Below are 17667 nucleotides of genomic sequence, written 5' to 3' on the forward strand. Positions count from 1 at the left end.
GATCAGCCCCGGATCTGCTTACTCACGATCCCGGCAGGCTCACTGATCAAACCATCCACGTCTTCTGCCTGAATGGTGAAATACCAGGTACCGCTGTCCAGGTTGCTGACGGTGTACTCCATAGTGGCGGCGCTATCGATACGGATCGATTCTGTCATCTCGGCAGGGTCCTTTCCGTAGCTGATGACATAACCTGCCAGCTCACCCATCTTCAAAGATTCGTTATTGACCCGTGACATCGGCGCATTCCAGTTCAACGCCGCGGTGCGGTCACCCGGTGCACCCACAACCGAAGATACGACAGTACCGTCAGATGCCGGCGACTCGGTCTTGACGGAATCACCAGAACTGGCGCTCCCACCTGAAGAACCACCCCCACAGCCTGTGAGAATGATTCCGGTAAACAACGCGGCGATCCATGCCTTTGACATTTCGTTGACGCGCTTCATGATATATACCCACCATTATTTCGTCGTATTTGTGAAATTGTATAAAACGTGGGCAAGTATCGGCGTGACCGGCCTCATCTTCCTAATTACAAAATGGTCAATTTTTCGACACTAATAAGTAATGAAAGGCATCAAGGCCTTGAATGAAAAAGGGGTTTTACGTAACGGACAGGAATCGTGCGGTTGTTGGATACAAAGCTACAAAGCGATGTAACCAAGATCGCTGAAAAATCGGATGTTTTTAATAACCTATTATAATAAAAAAAGCCTTTTCACGTCGGCACAGCTACCCAGCCGCCCGTGTGCTGTCAGGCGATCCGACTGAGCTATGTGGCCTCAACCCCACCCATGAACATGGGCTCTTGCTCACGAAGCGGCGTATAATGTTCAGTCTCCAGCCACATTTTGCGAACCATGCCTGAACTCGATTCGACGGCGACCGCGCTGCGGGCCGCCTACCGCGCAGCAGGACTCTCTGAACGGCACCTGCAGTGCCTGCAAAGCTGTATTCAGCTGATGCAATCGCCGAGGGATGACGACCAACAAAAACTGTTAGCAACCATTGCCGACCATTTTGGCGCGCCTCATGCCGTGCTTTTAGGCTATCAATCTGGGCGCCTGCGAGCGCTCGAGTCACTTGGCGGCGCCGCCATTACCGCATCACGACAACCTGTCAGAGCGGCTCTGGCCCCGTTTCTGAAATGGCCGTGTAAACCTTTTGTTCGACACACACCGGAAAAAGCATGGCTTTTCTATTCTCTGGATCCCGGATTCGAATGGCTGATTCCAATCATTCTTCGGGGGCGAGTCGTGGGAGTCTTGGCAATGGCGGGATATGCAGATCAGCCTGCACCTGGAGAACGTGATCATCAGCTAATGACGATTCTGTCAGCACTTCTTGCTGGCCGGATTGGCCACGAAAAACCCCAACCCGCAACGTCAGCCCGCGCCCAAAGTCATGATCTGGGTTTGCTATCACCCCGGGAGAAAGAGGTAATGAGCCTACTGCCGCGCGGCATGAGCAACTCACGCATCGCCACAACACTGGGCATTGCTCCGGGAACCGTCAAGACTCATGTGGAGCGTATTCTCAATAAACTCCAGCTTGAGGACCGATCCCATGCGGCTGCCCGCGCAGTGGAGCTGAATTTAGGTAACTCAGGACTCTAGATATGCCGCTGAAAACCACAAGGTTCTGGCACGGATGGGACCTGAAACGTCGGAGCCTGATTGCCCTTCTCATCCCATTAATGGTTGCCGCCGTTGTACTTCTCGTTATGGTCAAGGTTCTCGCGTTCAATCGAGAGGCGGAAGATGAGTTGCAGCGCGGTCTTCGCGCACTCGGACAAATTCATGCGGTGCATGCAGCGCTGGCCGAAGCTGCCAGTGGCGTGCGAGGCTTTATTCTGACTCAGGATGAAACCTTTCTGGCGCCCTATCAACGAGCCGCGGGTCTGTTAAAAAAATCTTTAAGTGAACTCGAGACGGACCTGAAAGATCCGACGCAGCGTCAAAGTCTGTCGGAAATTTCGGCGCTCGTTACTGTGAAACTCGCTAACCTCGAGAAGTTGCAGTCTTCTCCCCTCACTGAGTCCTCCGGCCGGGTACGAGAATACTCTCTCGATAACAAGTTATTGCTGGATCAGATTCGCACGCGCATCGCCGAAATGGAGACACGCGAGAACCAGATTATCGCTGCCTTGCAACAAGACCTTAAACAAGCGCGCCAATCCAGCCAACGGATCATTTTCAGCACGCTGTTGGCCGCTGTCATTCTGGCTGCAATCCTTGCTCAATGGTTTGCCAGGGACTTGATCAGACGCGTCCGCCGCATTCGTGACAACGCAGTGAACATAGGCCGTGGAATACCCTTAAGGTCGTTCAGTGGTGGCTATCAGGATGAGGTGGCGGAACTTGACAGCCTGGTTGTTCAAACGGGTGTAATTCTCGACCAAAAGCTGGAGGAGCTGCGCTGTGCAAGGGAGCTCGCTGAAGAGGCGAACCAGGCCAAAACCGAGTTCCTGTCCCGCACGAGCCATGAATTGCGGACTCCACTGAACGCCATTCTTGGATTCAGTGAACTTTTGCAGGGCACAGCTCGGTCCCCTGAGAACAACAGACATATCACTATCATCCGTCGTAGTGCGGAGCACCTGCTTCAATTAGTAAACGATCTTCTGGATCTATCTCAACTGGAAAGTGGCAATATGGCCATTCCATTGCACCCAACCTCTATCCATGAAGCCGTTTTCACCGCGCGGGATATCGTCTCAAGTCGCGCTCAGGCGAAGGCGGTCACATTGAATGTCATCGACGATGGCGTCGTCCTGGCGATGGCGAATCCACAGCGACTGGTGCAGATCCTGATCAACCTTATGGACAACGCCATCAAATTTACGCCCCCGGCAACACACGTTACCGTGCGCTGGAGGATAATGAACGGGAAGTCCGCAGAGAGTGTTGAGCTCATCGTAACCGATAGCGGCCCGGGCATCACCGCGGGTCTCGAAGAAGGGCTGTTCAGTCCGTTCAACCGTCTTGATAGCAACCGGGAGGGCGTGGGGCTTGGGCTCGCCATCAGCCGCTCCCTGGCAGAACAAATGGGGGGGCGCCTTGATTACCGAGCGGCCCCCGGGGGCGGCTGCGATTTTGTTCTCTGGCTGCTATTGGATCGCCGCGCAACCGAGTCGCATAAGCCCTCGCAACAGCCACATCGCGCCACTCTCTCCAATCAATTACAAAAGACCAGACACTCACCGCTTCCCTGGATCCTGATGGTTCAGGACCCGGAATTCCTGATGCTTGCAGAAACGCTGGCTGCTCGCTTTCGGGCCCAATGCGTGGTTGTGTCTTCGCAATTGGACTGGCGGTCGATATCTTTGACAGAGCCGTGTTTTCTGCTGACTGACATCCCCCCTCAAAGGCTGACATTGCCTGAGAATCTGATGATCACGAAACGGCTTTACATCACCGCGGAACCGCCGCCCCATTGTGACCAGAAGAGCATACTATGGCTCGCCGCCCCAATTACGGCGAGACGCATGCGGCGCCTAATTCAGGAAATGGATTATGTCTGAACAGCCTAATAACATTCAGCAAAGCCGACTGCTGATCATTGATGATGAGCCTGCCAACCTCGAACTACTTGAGGACCTGTTTGCGGAGGAAGGGTTCGAAAATGTGCTCTCGTCCATCGATGCTCGGCGCGCCTCCTCTCTGATACAGGGCTTCCGACCGGACATCATTTTACTGGATCTGCGAATGCCGGATATCGACGGATTCAGTGTACTGAGCCTAATCGATGATTTGCGCGATCAGGAGTGGATTCCGGTTATCGTTCTCACCGCCGACATTACCAAGGAAGCGCGTTACCGGGCGCTGTCCATGGGCGCATCGGACTTTCTCACCAAACCATTCGATCGGATGGAAGTGGTGTTGCGGGTCTGGAATCTTCTGGAAACGCGACACCTCTACCGACGGCTCAGAGCCATCGGAGACTCTCCGGATATCTCTAAAATCCGACCATGGACCAAACATTCACCAAGCGACTGACTCTCCGAAACCTGCCCTCACTCTTACACTACTGCACCGGAGTATGACCGTGACGGAGAGCCAGGGTAAACAGATTACTGATTACCGAATGGCAGAGACGAATGATGGAGAACGATACGAAGGTTTCCTTCGTCATCACGCTGATAGCCAAAGGATTTATCAACCGTAGTGATCGAACCATCTGTGTTTGTGAAATGCACGTTACCCATCGTCAAAGCGACCGGGCCCGCGAAGTGAATCGCTGCGTTCTCAAACTCCACCTTGGTCCAGCCTTTAATGCCAAAGCCACTGTCCTCAGGGTAGTTGTCATCGTGACCGACAAAATACGCGAGAGCACCATCGGCAGTAAGCCGAATGTTCTGCGGGATCGGCGCGAGGGTAGGCTTGAACAGCACAGGCCCCATATTGTAACCGTAGGCTGCATCGATGACTTCGCGGGCGGAGCTCCGGGCCTTCTCTACGCCCCCCTCATCGAAGTGCGCCGACAGCATGACCACAGCATCGCCCCACGCTTTCTGGGCAGAAACCACCTCCGCTTCGGTAATGTCTGCCGATGCGGTGGCAGAAAATGCGACTGCGGCAGCAATAGCAGTCAGACTCAACGCGTGACGATTAACAATGGTATTTCTCATGGCGACTTACCTCATTGACGATTAGAAGAAAGAGCTGCTTTGGCAGTAGCCCCTGAACACATCCAATCGTACGCATGAGTTTTCGCCCGTTAATCTGCCGATCAGCATAGCCTCGTGTATGCCAATCAGCATACACGGCCTTAGCGTAAATGCCATGTATCGAGAACCGGCAGCGTCACTGCCCCTTCCGCTTAACGGGCGGAACGTTTGCCCACAACCCCGTGAAGCATCCGCGAAACAAACTGTTGAGGGAAGAGAGCGGAGGCAGGAACCAGTTTATTCCACCCTGGCAACGCCACCCGCTGCCGCTTCTCAATGGCCCGAACTCCACACTCCGCAACCTGCGTTGCGTCCATCGCCACCAGGTCGGCGAGCGAGCTGATGGATCCACGGCTGTGCTGCTCGGACGATAATCCCATGGCATCGTAGATCTTGGTGCGGGTTATTCCCGGGCAGAGCATGCCCACATAAATCCCATGGGTCGCCAGCTCATCAGCCAGGGCGTGAGTGAAGGCAATCACATAATGTTTGCTACCGGCGTAGGCAGCCAGTTTCGGCACCGGAACATAACCACCAATGGAGGCGACATTGAGGATGTGTCCCTTCACTCCGTTCTCTATCATCCGCCGGGCAACCAGGGCCACCAGTTCAGTGACCACCTGAACGTTGAGAATCAGCGCCTTGCGCACGCTTTTTGTGTCCAGTTCCGTGTGATTGCCCAGCAAGCCCGTTCCGGCGTTGTTCACCAGTACTTCCACACTGAAACCCTGATCATCAAGTTGCTGAATCAACGCTTCCACAGCGTCGTCAGCCGTAAGGTCCATCTGGATGGGAATGAACTCGCCGGGACCGCTGCCCAGTTCGGCCTGCAATGAATCCAGTTCATCCGGGTCCAGAGTCGCCGTTGCCACTCTTGCCCCCATCGCGTGAAGCATGATGACCATTTCACGCCCAATACCACTGCCACCACCGGTTACCAGCACCTGCCTTTGATTCCAGTCCATACCGTTCTTTACCTCTTTTAATTGCCGTCATTGCCTTGATTGGCTGCTTGCTGCCTGAACCGGGCGGGAGTCACCCCATGACACGCCTTGAACCATCGTATAAACGACTGGCTTTCGGTGTACTGCAGGCGATGCGCAATGGTTTCGATACTCTCGTCACTTTCCAGAAGAAGGTTCCTCGCCATCTCCTCACGCAATTCACCCAACAAGGCTCGATAGCTGCTGCCTGCATCGGTCAAGCGGCGCAGGAGGTGACGGCTGCTCATACCCATGGCATTTGCCAACACAGACCGGGAGGGCTTCCCGCGCATCACCATCGTTTTCAGAATGGCGCGGGCGCTACCGAGAAAATCAGGTTCGGGCTGTTTGCTTTCGAGGAACCGGGCATGGCTCTCCAAGACATCGCGCATGGCGCTGTTGGCATGCAACAGCGGTGCGTCCAACGCCGCCAGTGGGAATACCAGCGCATCGATTGGCTGATCAAAATACACCGGGCAACGGAACACCCGCTCATATTCCCGGATCTGGTCAGCGAGTTCTGGCGCCCTTCGACGGAGCCGCACGCAGTCGAAATCCCAGTGGGTTACGTTCGGTAGGTGCCCCCTCACCGTGGCGAGACTGCCTAACATGTAGTCCACCGCCTGCAACCGAAACACCGGGTTGGTTGTAGTCAGTTTCCAGGTCCAGGCAACCTGTCCGGGCCTGACATCAAACGAGGTACTGCCAACACTGCTCACCAGGTGCTCATACCGCATGCACATCTCAATCACCTCGCGAAGCGATCCGCAGGCCCGCACGATGTAGCCAGCCACCCCGAAACTTTCGGGCTGAGTCAACTCCGATAAATGCAGCCCGAGGAGATCATCGCCGGTGCGCCTGACACCCGCATCGAGTACTTGCTGAACGTACCGCATGGGGACCATCCGGTTCGGATCCGCCAGGGCCTGAGGGCTCAGCCCGGCGTCACCTAACAGGGTGCTGTAAGATAAACCGAACTGCTCGGCCAGGATCACCAGGTTCTGCAAGAGGCCGGCCTGCACCCGCCCCCCATCGTCGTTGACGCCACCATCCTCAATGTCTGATTGCATACCGAGACCGCTCTTCCCAATCATTGAAATCCGGACCAGGGCCAGACCCGGCAAGCCAATAATGTGTACATTCCATGCACAATACTGGACATGTGGACAAACTGACCATCACATCTTGGGACCACCGATAAACATTTTAGGACAAACTGGGGAGTGCAAAGACCGGTACGCTCATCATTATGCTCTATCATCCGGGATCCAATTCGTTAACGGACTCCGGAGACGACGCTGCTGCTGCGGGCAGAGTATTCACAGCCGGGCATCATGTTTGTCCAGCCGCCAACGCGAGCAACGCCACCCTGACACAGGCCCACGGCACTCTAGCCAATGTGCCATATGACTGACGGCTTAAAATGACAAGTCGTCACGTAACTCCGAATCCTGTTGAGGGCTCCATGACAAAGACCATAAAAACAATCAATATCGCCTGGGTCGCCACCCTGTCGCTCGCCTTAGCTGCCTGTGGTGGTTCCTCAGAGCCGGCCTCAGTAGCCACGGATCCAACGGCTCAACCCGAAGTACGCCCCCCAGTGGTCGATAACGAGTCAACAGAGTCTCGCAGAGAGTTAATGACTCTGGGCAGCCGCAATACCGAGGCGCAGCTGGTCTCCGTGGGCAACCCCGAGCCCACGCAGTGGCAAATGTACGATCGGCCACCGAGCTTTACCCATACCGTGGCGCTGCCGAACCAGACGATCACCATGTCAGACGGTACCAAATTGTTCGTAAAGGTATCCTTGCCCGGTTTCAGTGCCAACAACCCAGAACCCGGACCGTTTCCGGTGGTGTTGACGCAAACGTCCTATAACACGTCGGTTGGTCAGTTCGTGCCGGAGGTAGGGGGCGCGAATGAATTCCTGGTGACCCGCGGATACGCTCATGTTGTGGTCGATGTTCGAGGCACGGGCAACTCCGCCGGCAACTGGGAAGCATTCGGCGATCGGGAGCAAGCGGACTACCTTGAGGTGGTCGAATGGGTGGTGGAGCAACCGTGGGCGCTTGATCGCATCGGACTGGAAGGCATTTCCTACCTCGGTATAACGGCGATCCTGACATCACAACACAATCATCCGGCGGTGAAAGCCTCATTCCCCATCGTACCGATCGGTGATGGCTACCGGGACATTGTATTCACCGGTGGCAACGTCAACGCGACCTTCATCCCTTCCTGGATGGCTCTGGTAACCGGCCTTGGGTTACTCCCCGTGGAATTACTGGCCACCGATCCCGCCAGTTTCCTGGGGGCTGTTCCGGATCGTTTGACCGGCGCCCTTCTCGACTTTCAGGTGCCCACCATCCTCAAAGCTCTGCTTGGCGAAGAGGAAACCGTTTTCGATGAAGGGTTCTGGGAAATTCGCTCGCCGATGGAGGGTGTGGATGACATCAATGTCCCCACCTTCGTGGTCGGCGGGCTGTTCGACCTTTTTCAGCGCAGTGAACCCCTGTGGTTTGAGCGACTTAATGGCCGGGTGCCCACCAAACTGCTCATCGGACCCTGGACGCACATTGAAGCCGCCGGAGTCCCCAGCAACGGCTTGCCCAGAGATGGCGTACCGACTCTCGATGTATTGCGCTTACAGTGGTTCGACGAATATGTCATGGGCCTGGATACTGGCGTTGACGACCAGCCAGACGTAACGCAATACGTGCTTGGATTAGAACGCTACGAGACAGCGACAAACTGGCCGCATCCGGAACTGCGGGCCGAACGCTTCTTTCTGGACAGCGATGGCGCTATGAGCTTGGACCTGCCAGCAGATGGCGGAGAGCAGAGCACACTTCAACAGCCACTCAACGGACTGTGTTCCTTCAGCACCACCCAGTGGACCGCAGGCCTGACCGGCCTGATACCCCTGCCCTGCCTGGAGGATAACCGAACCTCAGAACTGGCGGCGCTGAAGTTTGAACTGCCAGCGATTGACGACGGAATCTACCTGAACGGCCCCATGCAGGCAGACCTTTGGGTATCAACCACCGCCAGCGATGTTCAACTCTCAGTCAGGCTCGACATTCTTGATCCCGACGGGACCACTCAGCCCATAACGAACGGCTTGCTTACAGCCAGCATGCATTCCGTCGATGAGAGCCGGTCGCGCTTTGTGAATGGAGAAATGCTTCAACCCTGGCACACCTATCGGGCCAGCGATCGTTCCCCGCTGACCCCCGGTGAGATCCGGAAAGTCTCGGTTGAAATCTTTCCCAGCAGTGTTTGGGTGCCACCCGGCAGTTCCCTGCTGGTATCGGTAAATACCAGCAACGTTGCACAGGGAGTTCCACCACTGCTCACCGCGCTGGTCCCTTCTCTGCTCGGCGTAATGACCTTGCACACAGGGCCAGAAACACCATCCAGCCTGACGCTACCTGTGGTGCCAGTGGACAACCTGCAACTACCTTAAAGATGGCATTTAAAGTTTGAAACAAACACCAAAGCCCGCCATCTGCGAGCTTTGGTGACTCCGGAGGAGGCGACTGGGGTTCGGGGGTGTGGCACGTTTTTCACTGCAATTTCTAACGCCCAAACGAAAAAAGGCGGATCAGTAAATTACTGATCCGCCTTTCTCTTATATGGTAGCGGGGGCAGGATTCGAACCTACGACGGTTATGAGACTGATGGGTTAAACCCACTTTTATTGTGCCAGGATCATAAAAATTGCCATAAATTGATGCTTGAACTAGATTCCAGAGAGTGAAACGCTTTGGAATCTAGGTGTATTAATGGCAGAGAACGACAAGCTGAATAGGCACCAAATCAAGAAACCTGTCGACGACGATTTGACCTTAAGGCTCCGAGGACCACATTTTGAGGCGATCAAAACGTGGGCGGATGAGCAGAATGTCTCCGAAATCTTTGAGGCCGTTGCACTTACGTTTGGCTTCAACGAAAACTTTACCATTATCGGAAATCTCTCTCGCGAGCTGTCCAGCTCAGATTCAGTGCGCATATTAACCCAATGGACCGAAAATCTATATATCTACCAACTGAACCGACTGATAACTGCCTACGGTAAAAGCACCGAAATATCTTCCGCCTTCGCTGGCATTCCTCAGGGCGTATCAAGGGGTAATACCAAGAACACCCTCCGTGCTGCGGGGGCCGATATCAAGCACCAACATTTCCTGCTCGAAATGATCGTGCACCCGCTGGCCATATCCGGCTCTGGCGCGCTGGATCACCTCCGCAGAACTCTCAGAATCTGGCTCATCGTGCAGGCCATTGCTCGGATGGTCGAACATTCTTGTTTCTATGACAGCCAAATACAGCAGGTAGCCAGCGCGCTCAGCTTATCCGGCGAGAACAGCAAATGGGGGGTGATAGACTCAATTCTTGAGATGTCTCTGCGGGAATGCCCTTCAGATCGCTATTCATATGAACAGTTCACCCTTGCGATACGGCACGCTGCAACACAGTCGTTAGCGCGATATTCAGACGGCGGCAACCGTAAACAACTTTTATTAGTCAAAGCCATCCAACGAGTAGCCGAAGGTCAGCGAAATCCAACCACTGTTCACAACGCTGCCAACCTCTTCAAGCCATCCTTCGCCGGACTCATCACAAGTTCTGACCATCACCTAATTCTGGACGAGCGCTCTAGTTCACCTCAGATTCTGGCTTATTCAGATAGCGAGAGTGACTCAGCCGATGAAGATGAGCTCGAACAGCTGATACTGTTCGACGTAGACCCAGGAGAGACGCCAGAACAGCAGCAACTCACAGGCCGCAGTATTCTGATGCAAACATCAGAGCTATCACACTATCTGCCATGGTCATGGGATAAACCACTCCCTCCTGAGATCGACCCTCTCGAGCAATGGCTTGCAGAGACACTGATTCACGACGAACCTGGGGAAAGACTGGGCGGAGCCTTGGTATGGCTGGCACTGAACTTTGGACGATCACTAGAATTCGTATTGGAGTTCGAGATCACCGACGAAGTGCAGGCTGAGTGGAGCCTCTCCAGCGATCTTGTCACAGCGAAGCGCAAGCCACCCCGACGACACAGTTCCTGGTATCCCCCAAAGGCGGATAAGTCTCTCATCGAGCCATTTGAAGAACCTCTTCGCATCACTCTCCCTGTGCAGATTCATGAAATTCTCCAACAAGCTACTCAGCAACATCGAGAGACGTCATCACTGAGACGATTATGGGCATTAGCGTGTCCTCTTCTTTTGAAAACATGGTTCGGACAACACGCACGCAAGCACTTTCCGAGACTCTCCAGCGCAAAACTCGCGCACGCTCAATCTCAGCGGGTGTTTGAGATAAACGGCGATCACTCGCTCGCACGCTTGATTTCCGCTCACCCCCGCTCCGCCCTTCCAGCAGCTTGCGGCTACGCCAACTGGGATATCAGACAAGTTCAAAGTGGCTTTGCGTTACCGGTAAACAACACATCCGAAGGCGCGGAAAGGATTAACCTGCTAGGGAGTCTATTGGCGCCATTGGAGTCGATACTGGTCGAAGAAATCCAAAAAGGCACGAAACGCCTTTTTCAAAGCATCAACAGCGATCCAATCACTTTCCACAATAATCTGGTGCAATACACTGTAACCGCCCTTTATGCTGCCACCGGGTGCCGTCATCTTTCCGAACCCTTCGAGTGTTTGAGCTACTTTTGTGACAGGCCTCCTTCGGTCTTTATTAATGATAAAACAGACGATGGTCTTCACTGTGGTCGAATGATTCCTCTGGCCGATAGAGCCTGGAAGATTGTCAACACGTATTGTGATCACCTTCGAAAACTCCGAGATATGCTGGCAATTCAAGACACCGGACTAGCTGATCGTATTGAACAGGTACTGCAAGGAACATCCAACTTCTTACCACTGTTTTTCTTTCTGGATCGGTCAGGCTCTTGGCATTCTCTTAACGATACGAGCGTACCGGGAGCCGATCTATTCGAATGGACATTGCCACGGAATCTATTTCGCCACAGATTTTCCCAGCAGTTAGCAAGACGTGATGTAAACCCGGAGGTTATTGATGGATGGATGGGACACGGAGAACGAGGGGTAACCACCTACAGTGACCATTCACCAAGATGCTGGAAAGATGATGCCAAACGATATCGCCACGTGGTCAATGAATGCTTTGAAGGACTTGGATTTGAGGTCCCACCGAGCGTGTTGTCCGAGGCCGAGATCCAGCTTCAGCCGGATGCAGCCAACTACAGTGAGCCGATGCTCTTTGGTCAGGCGAAACGTCACCGGGAGCGACTGCGATCTCGTGATCAAGCTCGCTCGTTAGCCCGGAAGGATCTGGATCTAGCTCTAAAAGCTAATCCGCTCAATAAAGATGAGCAGCTAACACAAGCTTATGTTGACGACCTGGTGAGAAGAATGCTGTTGCGCGAGAACGGACTGCCACAACCACGCGCAGCCATCCGGATGGAAATATTGATTCAGTGGCTTGAGGCTGAAGGACCCCATGCAAGGCAGTTTATCCGCCGCCGACCGGCACAGATTGGGGTTGAGCGCTCGCTGTGCAGGAGCTCCAGCCCCCGGGCGCTGCAGGTGATGCCTGAGCTCAAGCGTTGGGCAAGCGAAACCAAACAAACTATCCGACAGACCCGACTGTCGAAATCCAACGGGTTGGCGCTCGCCGCAGCCCTCATTGCAATCGAAAAGCGAATTTCTTACTCACAGCTGCTCGAGGATCTGATTCAGGGCCTCAATTATCGAGTGATCCAACACAAGCACCACGTGTACCTAGAATACAGTGAGGCGTTGGAACCTGACAACTTAGATCAACCCATTCAGCGTCACGAGATTGATCACACCACGGGTCGTCTGTTAACGCGAGGACTGGGGATCAAGGACACAAAGGACCTTGCGCAAATACCCTGCCCGAAGCCCTTGCAGTCGCTTCTCCAACTTCTACAGATCGCCTGGCCTGAACATGGAAACAAAGCTTCAGACACGACTTTAGCCAGTGTTTTTATGTCCCTACATAAAGTCGTCGAGCAAGCTAATATTCTCGAACTGCCCGGAATTATCGCTGGCGCCCTGAGTGAAAGGAGTCCTCCTACCAGCGTCTGTTTATACGATTACCTGCGGCTCACCGAGGGACTTCGCTACAAAAAACTAGGAAATACCTTGGAAGACCCAATTCCTGAGCTGGAAACTTTACCGAACATTCCGGCCATGGCCTCTGCCCATTACCCGGAGGAATTCTATGATTCGTCAAAAGCGTTTTTCCGAACGCTGCATGACATTCTGAATCAGTACACTAAAAGCACATCACTGGAACTTGCCAAAAAAATTGACCGTTTCTGTAGAGCCAGTGCTCATGGAGTCAGCAGTGCCGTTTTAATGGTCGGTTACTGGGTCTCTTACCGGATCCGAAGGGGCAAAGGAAGACGCAATCGTGCTCACAAACCCTATGCAGCCAATTCTTTAAAACGTTACCTGAGCGCATTATCTGGTGCTTTCAGTGGATTAGCCTCAAGCGCGGATTTGATGATCATGTCCGAAGAAGAAGTCACTGAACTTTGCGCCAAGATGCTTTCTCGGCATACGGAAAAACAGACGGATCTTCAGTATTTTTCTGCCCGTCTCATCGACTTTTTTAACTGGGCCGGCGAGCGCGGCGTCTCCGCTCCGGATTGGGATGAGCTCGATGTCGGTAGCTCGCAACGGTCGGTTCGTCCCCGACTGTTTTCAGAAGCAGAGTATTTTCAGACGCTCCGGATACTGCTGCATCCAGACTCGGAGGACGAAGACCTTGGTACGCAGGCTGCTTTCGTTCTGTTACTGGCCTTTCGGTTTGGTCTTCGAGCACAAGAAGCCCTAGGGTTGCTGCGTTCCGATTGGTGTCAATCAGGCAGACTGACCTGGGTATTGGTCCAAAGCAACAGCATTCGATCCTTGAAGAACACAACGAACAGCCGACGCGCCATACCATTGATGTTCCAGCTCTCAGAGATCGAGCGGACACTGGTTGAAACGTTACTTACTCGCTATACAACCCGCTTCGGGGATGTCACTAACAAACCCGTTCTCGGGGATCATGACGGAGCCCTAACGCCCTATGCACGGTCGATCCCTTCGGAAATTGCCAAAGCGTTGAAGGTTGCTACCGGCAATCCAAGGATGAGTCTCCACCAGGCACGGCACGTCTTCTGTAATATATTGACCACTGCGCTGTTTGGGATTGAATCGCCGCTGGCTAACGATTTGTGTCAGCCCTTTGATGTCGAAGCCATCCAGCATATCTTGCTGGGACAAAGCGAGCTTCCATCGCGAAGATGTACGATGGCAATCGGCCGGGCGCTGGGGCACCAAACTCCGCATACGCAGTTGCGCTCATACAATCACCTTCTCACAGAGTGGGCGGACGCACTCACCCCGGTCAAATCCCATTATGCCAGCACCATTCCAAACGCAATTCAAATTGACACGTGGTCCGTTGAAACTCCGCCGGATCAGGACGTTTTGCAGACGATCTTCTCCAAAAAAGTCGAACTGACGCCTTTAATTGTGATTGAGGCCTTGCGGCTGCTAGCCCTCGGCTACAATACGCACCGCATAGAGTACTTGTTGCGACTCGAGCCCGGGGAGTTGGCAGACGTTGAAACCCTGGTTGATCGAATCAACGCGGGTATTCGCTTTAAGGTATTTGATCCTAAAAAAGGTAAGAAGGCATACGTCTACGGGAAGTCCCTACCGAAATTCCTTCTCAAATCACGCCCCGCAGGCGTCTGGCCAAGGCTGTTGAAGCTCACTGAGGCGCTGCCTCCGAGATCTCAGCTTACCGAATCTCCTGTTCTACCCTCATTAGATCAGGCGTCCAATCTTGTTGGCAGAAACGGCCATTTGCTCATGAACCTGCCCGAGGAGTCTCACCTCCTTCGCCTCGTGGTCGACTGTTTTGAGTTGCCGAAAACCACTTATATGGCCGTAATCAAGAGCAAGCCTGACAATATGCAACGGGCTCAGAATTTGCTGCGCGCAGGTCAGTTCGAACCAGTGAAGGGCACGTTAATTCAGTTAGATACTTTCAATGAGGATTACAGTACAGCCTTTGGGAGGGGAAGATCCTACGCCGGCCTTGTTCTGGCAAAGCCGGCGTTAGGTCCCCTCCATGACGGTTTTGAATTGGTGTTGGCTTATCTTTCTGTTGCTGCAGCTTACTGCCCGCGGACCGGTCCTCTGTCACAGCCACCTTAACTCCAGCAGGCTCACTCAAGTTTAAAATCATCCTTGTCATTCGCGGCTATCTCCAGCAATTCCAGCAGCGTAAACACAGGTTTCTTTTTTCTCGCCTCTGGCTGACTGAGAGCCTTAAACTCAACGAGGTTCCGATTCGCATAAGCAAGCGCTAATGTGCGGAACAGGCTCAGATTATGGCATACGACCTCAATTCGACCTGTAAGCTGTTCCTTACTTTCGTTTGACTCTGGCTCCTCATCATTTGCAGCTTCCGTCACCAACAGTATTGCCGTGCCTTTTTGTTCATCAAACCCTAACGGCCGACAGATACCCGCCACAGTTCCGTGTGCGCGCTGCTTCAAAGACAGTGCTGGCATAACCCCCTGCACGGTAATCCCATCAAGGTCGGTGACACCAAATCTCACCTTAAAGCCTTGCGTAATCGACCTATTCGCAAACTTCGCGGCGATAACATTCCCCTGCTCCACTAAGAACAACCGCTCCTTTTCACTGAAGAGATGGCTAATATCCTGCTCTCCCAGAGAGCGCTGTAGAATCATAGAGCCGAGGATGACCCGACCCGCGGCACGAAACAACGACACCTCGTCTGGGGTCACTCCAGGTCCATCAAGCCTAACAACATTAATAGCAGGAAATTCAGTTAAGCCCTGAGACTCAACCCTAAATCGAGACTTAATTGCGAAAACGGACTTCCTTCGAAAACTGACGAACTCAGCAAGTGCTCTTATCATTGCATCCTTCAGCTGCTGTTGTGCCGGTAACACCAGCATTCTCTCCTCCTCAAACTCTAATGCTCCATCGGTGTTAATTACATTTGGCGCGCTCAGGGGATGCAGCACGAGAATCGAGGTGTCTGAGGTCTCGATAGAATTGTGACTGGTCATAACATCGCGTCCTTTATGGTAGTCCCATCTCACACGTGCATCGGCCGAGTCTGCTCAATCGCGCACCAGCTGATGCTCAACTTACAACCAAGGTTTTTAACACAGATCAGACGAGATTTGGGCGGATGCCGTTGAGGTTCAGTGAATGTGGGTCATATGGTTGACGTTTCCGCTCTAAACCGATGAGATTGTGTAGTGGTCAACTAATCCCGGACAGTATTTTGAGGTTTGCCTCAGCTGCAGCGGGCGAACTGCCGTCGCTGAATGCATGGGGTCGTTGTCCGTTGTTATAGTCATCAGGCAGTCTCCAACACCCTTCTTTACATCAGGAATTTGTAAAGACCTCGGACCCCTCGCTTGGGGACCCCTTCGCTATAGATCCTCAGCGGGCACCAGAGACAACTCGTAACCCAGTGGCTTCAACGCCTTCTTGACAGATTCGAGCAGGACCCGGGGGTCGTCGCGCTCGATGTTCATAAGGGTAGTTTTCGACAGACCACACAGTCGAGCGTAGTCTGCCAGTGTGATACCGACAAAGCGCTGGCGAATCTCACGCACTGCGGCCCCCACAGTAACCTTGCCGTGCCGCATACGCGTTTCCAGATCGGCCTGGGCCGACTCGCGCTCATGATCTTCAAACTTTGGGGGCATTCTAGGCATCGTCGCCTCCCGCCTCGCGCTTCAGAGTTTCCAAGTACCTCTCCGGACGCTCAAAAACAATGTTCTTATGTCCCAGGATCCGCTGAGGCGCACCTAGGCTCCGCACCTCCTTCCTCAGGCTCACGAGCTTTTCCAGCTCAGCAATGAATCGGGCCCGGGTGATTTCCGGGTCCTCGGCGACGTCCCGGATGATCTTGTCATAGTTTGGCTCGTAGACCGAGCGCCGGTACTCCAGCGGCCAGACTGTCGTCCGGGCAATCGCCTCCCGGTCGAGCACCATGGGCGCCAAGTCATAAGCCGGGGACAGACTGATTCTACCGTCGCGCTTTATCAGGGCGGTGTTGCGACCATGGTTGTCACTGTTGCCGATGGTGTAGTTGATGACATCACGCACCAGGTATTCACAGAGGGTTTCATCAAACTCCGGCGGATGCGTGATCGCCTCGCGCAGCCGAGAAAGGACTTTCGGGTGCTCCATCCGGGCTCCGTCCCCGACCATCCGGTTCAGGCTGTACATCGATTCAACTCCGTACCGCCGGATCCCATCCGGAGTTACCTCTCGATCGAATCGCGGCAGCCACAATGCCGGGACCCTGCCTTCTACCACATGGGCACCCCGGATCGTGTTTTGGCCCAGCCGATCTAAGGCCTCGTAAAATATCCCTTCTGCTCGCAGGACGTCCTGATCCTCCGGCGTCATCCGCCCCCGGGGAAACTTCACCAGCCAGTGATTGGCGATTTCAGGCTCCGAGAGAGTCCCCTCCAGGTAGAAGCCCCCGTTCCGGGCCTGGACGACCAGCAGTTTTGGCGCATCACCGCCGGCACCGGTGGCGCCAGCGACAACCAAACCCTGCTGGTCGGCATACTCCAGCAGGTACTCACCTCGATCGCTGATGTCCTCCATAGTAAACGAGGTCACTTTGGACTCTTTTACTTGGGCCTCGAAAGCCTCCGCGGCCTCCTTGATGCGTAGGTTGCCGATCGGTGCGATGCACCCTTCGCTGAGCAATTTGAAGTCGACGGAGGGGCCCGGATCCACGGTTACGTCCCAATGACGGAGCAAATACCGTCGCCCGGCGCCCTGGGGAATGATGTCTCGGAGCACCGGGGCAACCGGCTCTCGGGGATACCCTTTCATCAAATGTCCGGGGACCCCCCTCTGTCAGCCTAGTTGTCCAGTTGGCGATTTAGCCTGAATTTCACTAGTCGGGGCGGCATGGGAGCATTCA

12 protein-coding genes are annotated in these 17667 nt (G+C 54.1%); 5 read left to right on the forward strand and 7 right to left on the reverse strand.

Annotation, left to right across the window (positions count from 1 at the left end; genetic code table 11):
- Positions 1-2: 2 nt before the first annotated feature.
- On the reverse strand, positions 3-449 hold the full coding sequence (locus MLC70_RS14495) for a fibronectin type III domain-containing protein (RefSeq protein ID WP_248184966.1): 447 nt from the start codon (positions 447-449) through the stop codon (positions 3-5).
- A gap of 414 nt (positions 450-863) precedes the next feature.
- Between MLC70_RS14495 and MLC70_RS14500 the strand changes: the two genes are divergently transcribed.
- From MLC70_RS14500 to MLC70_RS14510, 3 genes are read left to right on the forward strand one after another with little or no spacing between them, the layout of a single operon-like run.
- The gene (locus tag MLC70_RS14500) at positions 864-1619 is read left to right on the forward strand and encodes a helix-turn-helix transcriptional regulator (RefSeq protein WP_248184968.1); all 756 of its coding nucleotides are present in this window, start codon (positions 864-866) and stop codon (positions 1617-1619) included.
- Positions 1620-1621: 2 nt separating this feature from the next.
- Positions 1622-3526, forward strand: a complete 1905-nt coding sequence (locus tag MLC70_RS14505; RefSeq protein ID WP_248184971.1) for a sensor histidine kinase — start codon at positions 1622-1624, stop codon at positions 3524-3526.
- Positions 3519-4001, forward strand: coding sequence for a response regulator (locus MLC70_RS14510; RefSeq protein WP_248184973.1), 483 nt, complete (start codon positions 3519-3521; stop codon positions 3999-4001). The genes MLC70_RS14505 and MLC70_RS14510 overlap by 8 nt, the downstream gene beginning before the upstream one ends.
- A 74-nt stretch (positions 4002-4075) precedes the next feature.
- Here the strand turns inward: MLC70_RS14510 and MLC70_RS14515 are convergent, their stop codons facing one another.
- The 3 genes from MLC70_RS14515 to MLC70_RS14525 all read right to left on the reverse strand — a co-directional run bounded on the left by MLC70_RS14515 (position 4076) and on the right by MLC70_RS14525 (position 6725).
- The gene (locus tag MLC70_RS14515; RefSeq protein WP_248184974.1) at positions 4076-4633 is read right to left on the reverse strand and encodes a hypothetical protein; all 558 of its coding nucleotides are present in this window, start codon (positions 4631-4633) and stop codon (positions 4076-4078) included.
- A 191-nt stretch (positions 4634-4824) separates the two neighbouring features.
- Positions 4825-5637 (reverse strand): SDR family NAD(P)-dependent oxidoreductase, encoded by an 813-nt coding sequence (locus MLC70_RS14520; RefSeq protein ID WP_248184975.1) that lies wholly within the window; start codon positions 5635-5637, stop codon positions 4825-4827.
- Between the two features lie 17 nt (positions 5638-5654).
- Positions 5655-6725: an AraC family transcriptional regulator gene (locus MLC70_RS14525; protein WP_248184976.1), complete on the reverse strand. Its 1071-nt coding sequence runs from the start codon at positions 6723-6725 to the stop codon at positions 5655-5657.
- A gap of 569 nt (positions 6726-7294) precedes the next feature.
- Here MLC70_RS14525 and MLC70_RS14530 point away from each other — a divergent pair.
- The gene (locus tag MLC70_RS14530) at positions 7295-9121 is read left to right on the forward strand and encodes a CocE/NonD family hydrolase (protein ID WP_248184979.1); all 1827 of its coding nucleotides are present in this window, start codon (positions 7295-7297) and stop codon (positions 9119-9121) included.
- A 319-nt stretch (positions 9122-9440) separates the two neighbouring features.
- Complete coding sequence (locus tag MLC70_RS14535) at positions 9441-14891, forward strand: site-specific integrase (RefSeq protein WP_248184981.1); 5451 nt, start codon at positions 9441-9443, stop codon at positions 14889-14891.
- A gap of 11 nt (positions 14892-14902) precedes the next feature.
- Here the strand turns inward: MLC70_RS14535 and MLC70_RS14540 are convergent, their stop codons facing one another.
- From MLC70_RS14540 to MLC70_RS14550, 3 genes are all read right to left on the reverse strand, one after another.
- Positions 14903-15778 carry a hypothetical protein gene (locus MLC70_RS14540; RefSeq protein ID WP_248184982.1) on the reverse strand — a complete coding sequence of 292 codons (876 nt, stop codon included), beginning with the start codon at positions 15776-15778 and terminating at the stop codon, positions 14903-14905.
- A 372-nt stretch (positions 15779-16150) separates the two neighbouring features.
- Complete coding sequence (locus MLC70_RS14545; RefSeq protein ID WP_248184984.1) at positions 16151-16438, reverse strand: helix-turn-helix domain-containing protein; 288 nt, start codon at positions 16436-16438, stop codon at positions 16151-16153.
- The gene (locus MLC70_RS14550) at positions 16431-17576 is read right to left on the reverse strand and encodes a type II toxin-antitoxin system HipA family toxin (RefSeq protein ID WP_248184987.1); all 1146 of its coding nucleotides are present in this window, start codon (positions 17574-17576) and stop codon (positions 16431-16433) included. Before MLC70_RS14550 ends, MLC70_RS14545 begins: the two co-directional genes overlap by 8 nt.
- Positions 17577-17667: the final 91 nt, after the last annotated feature.

Source organism: Marinobacter goseongensis (genome assembly GCF_023156235.1).
Taxonomy (GTDB): Bacteria; Pseudomonadota; Gammaproteobacteria; order Pseudomonadales; family Oleiphilaceae; genus Marinobacter; species Marinobacter goseongensis.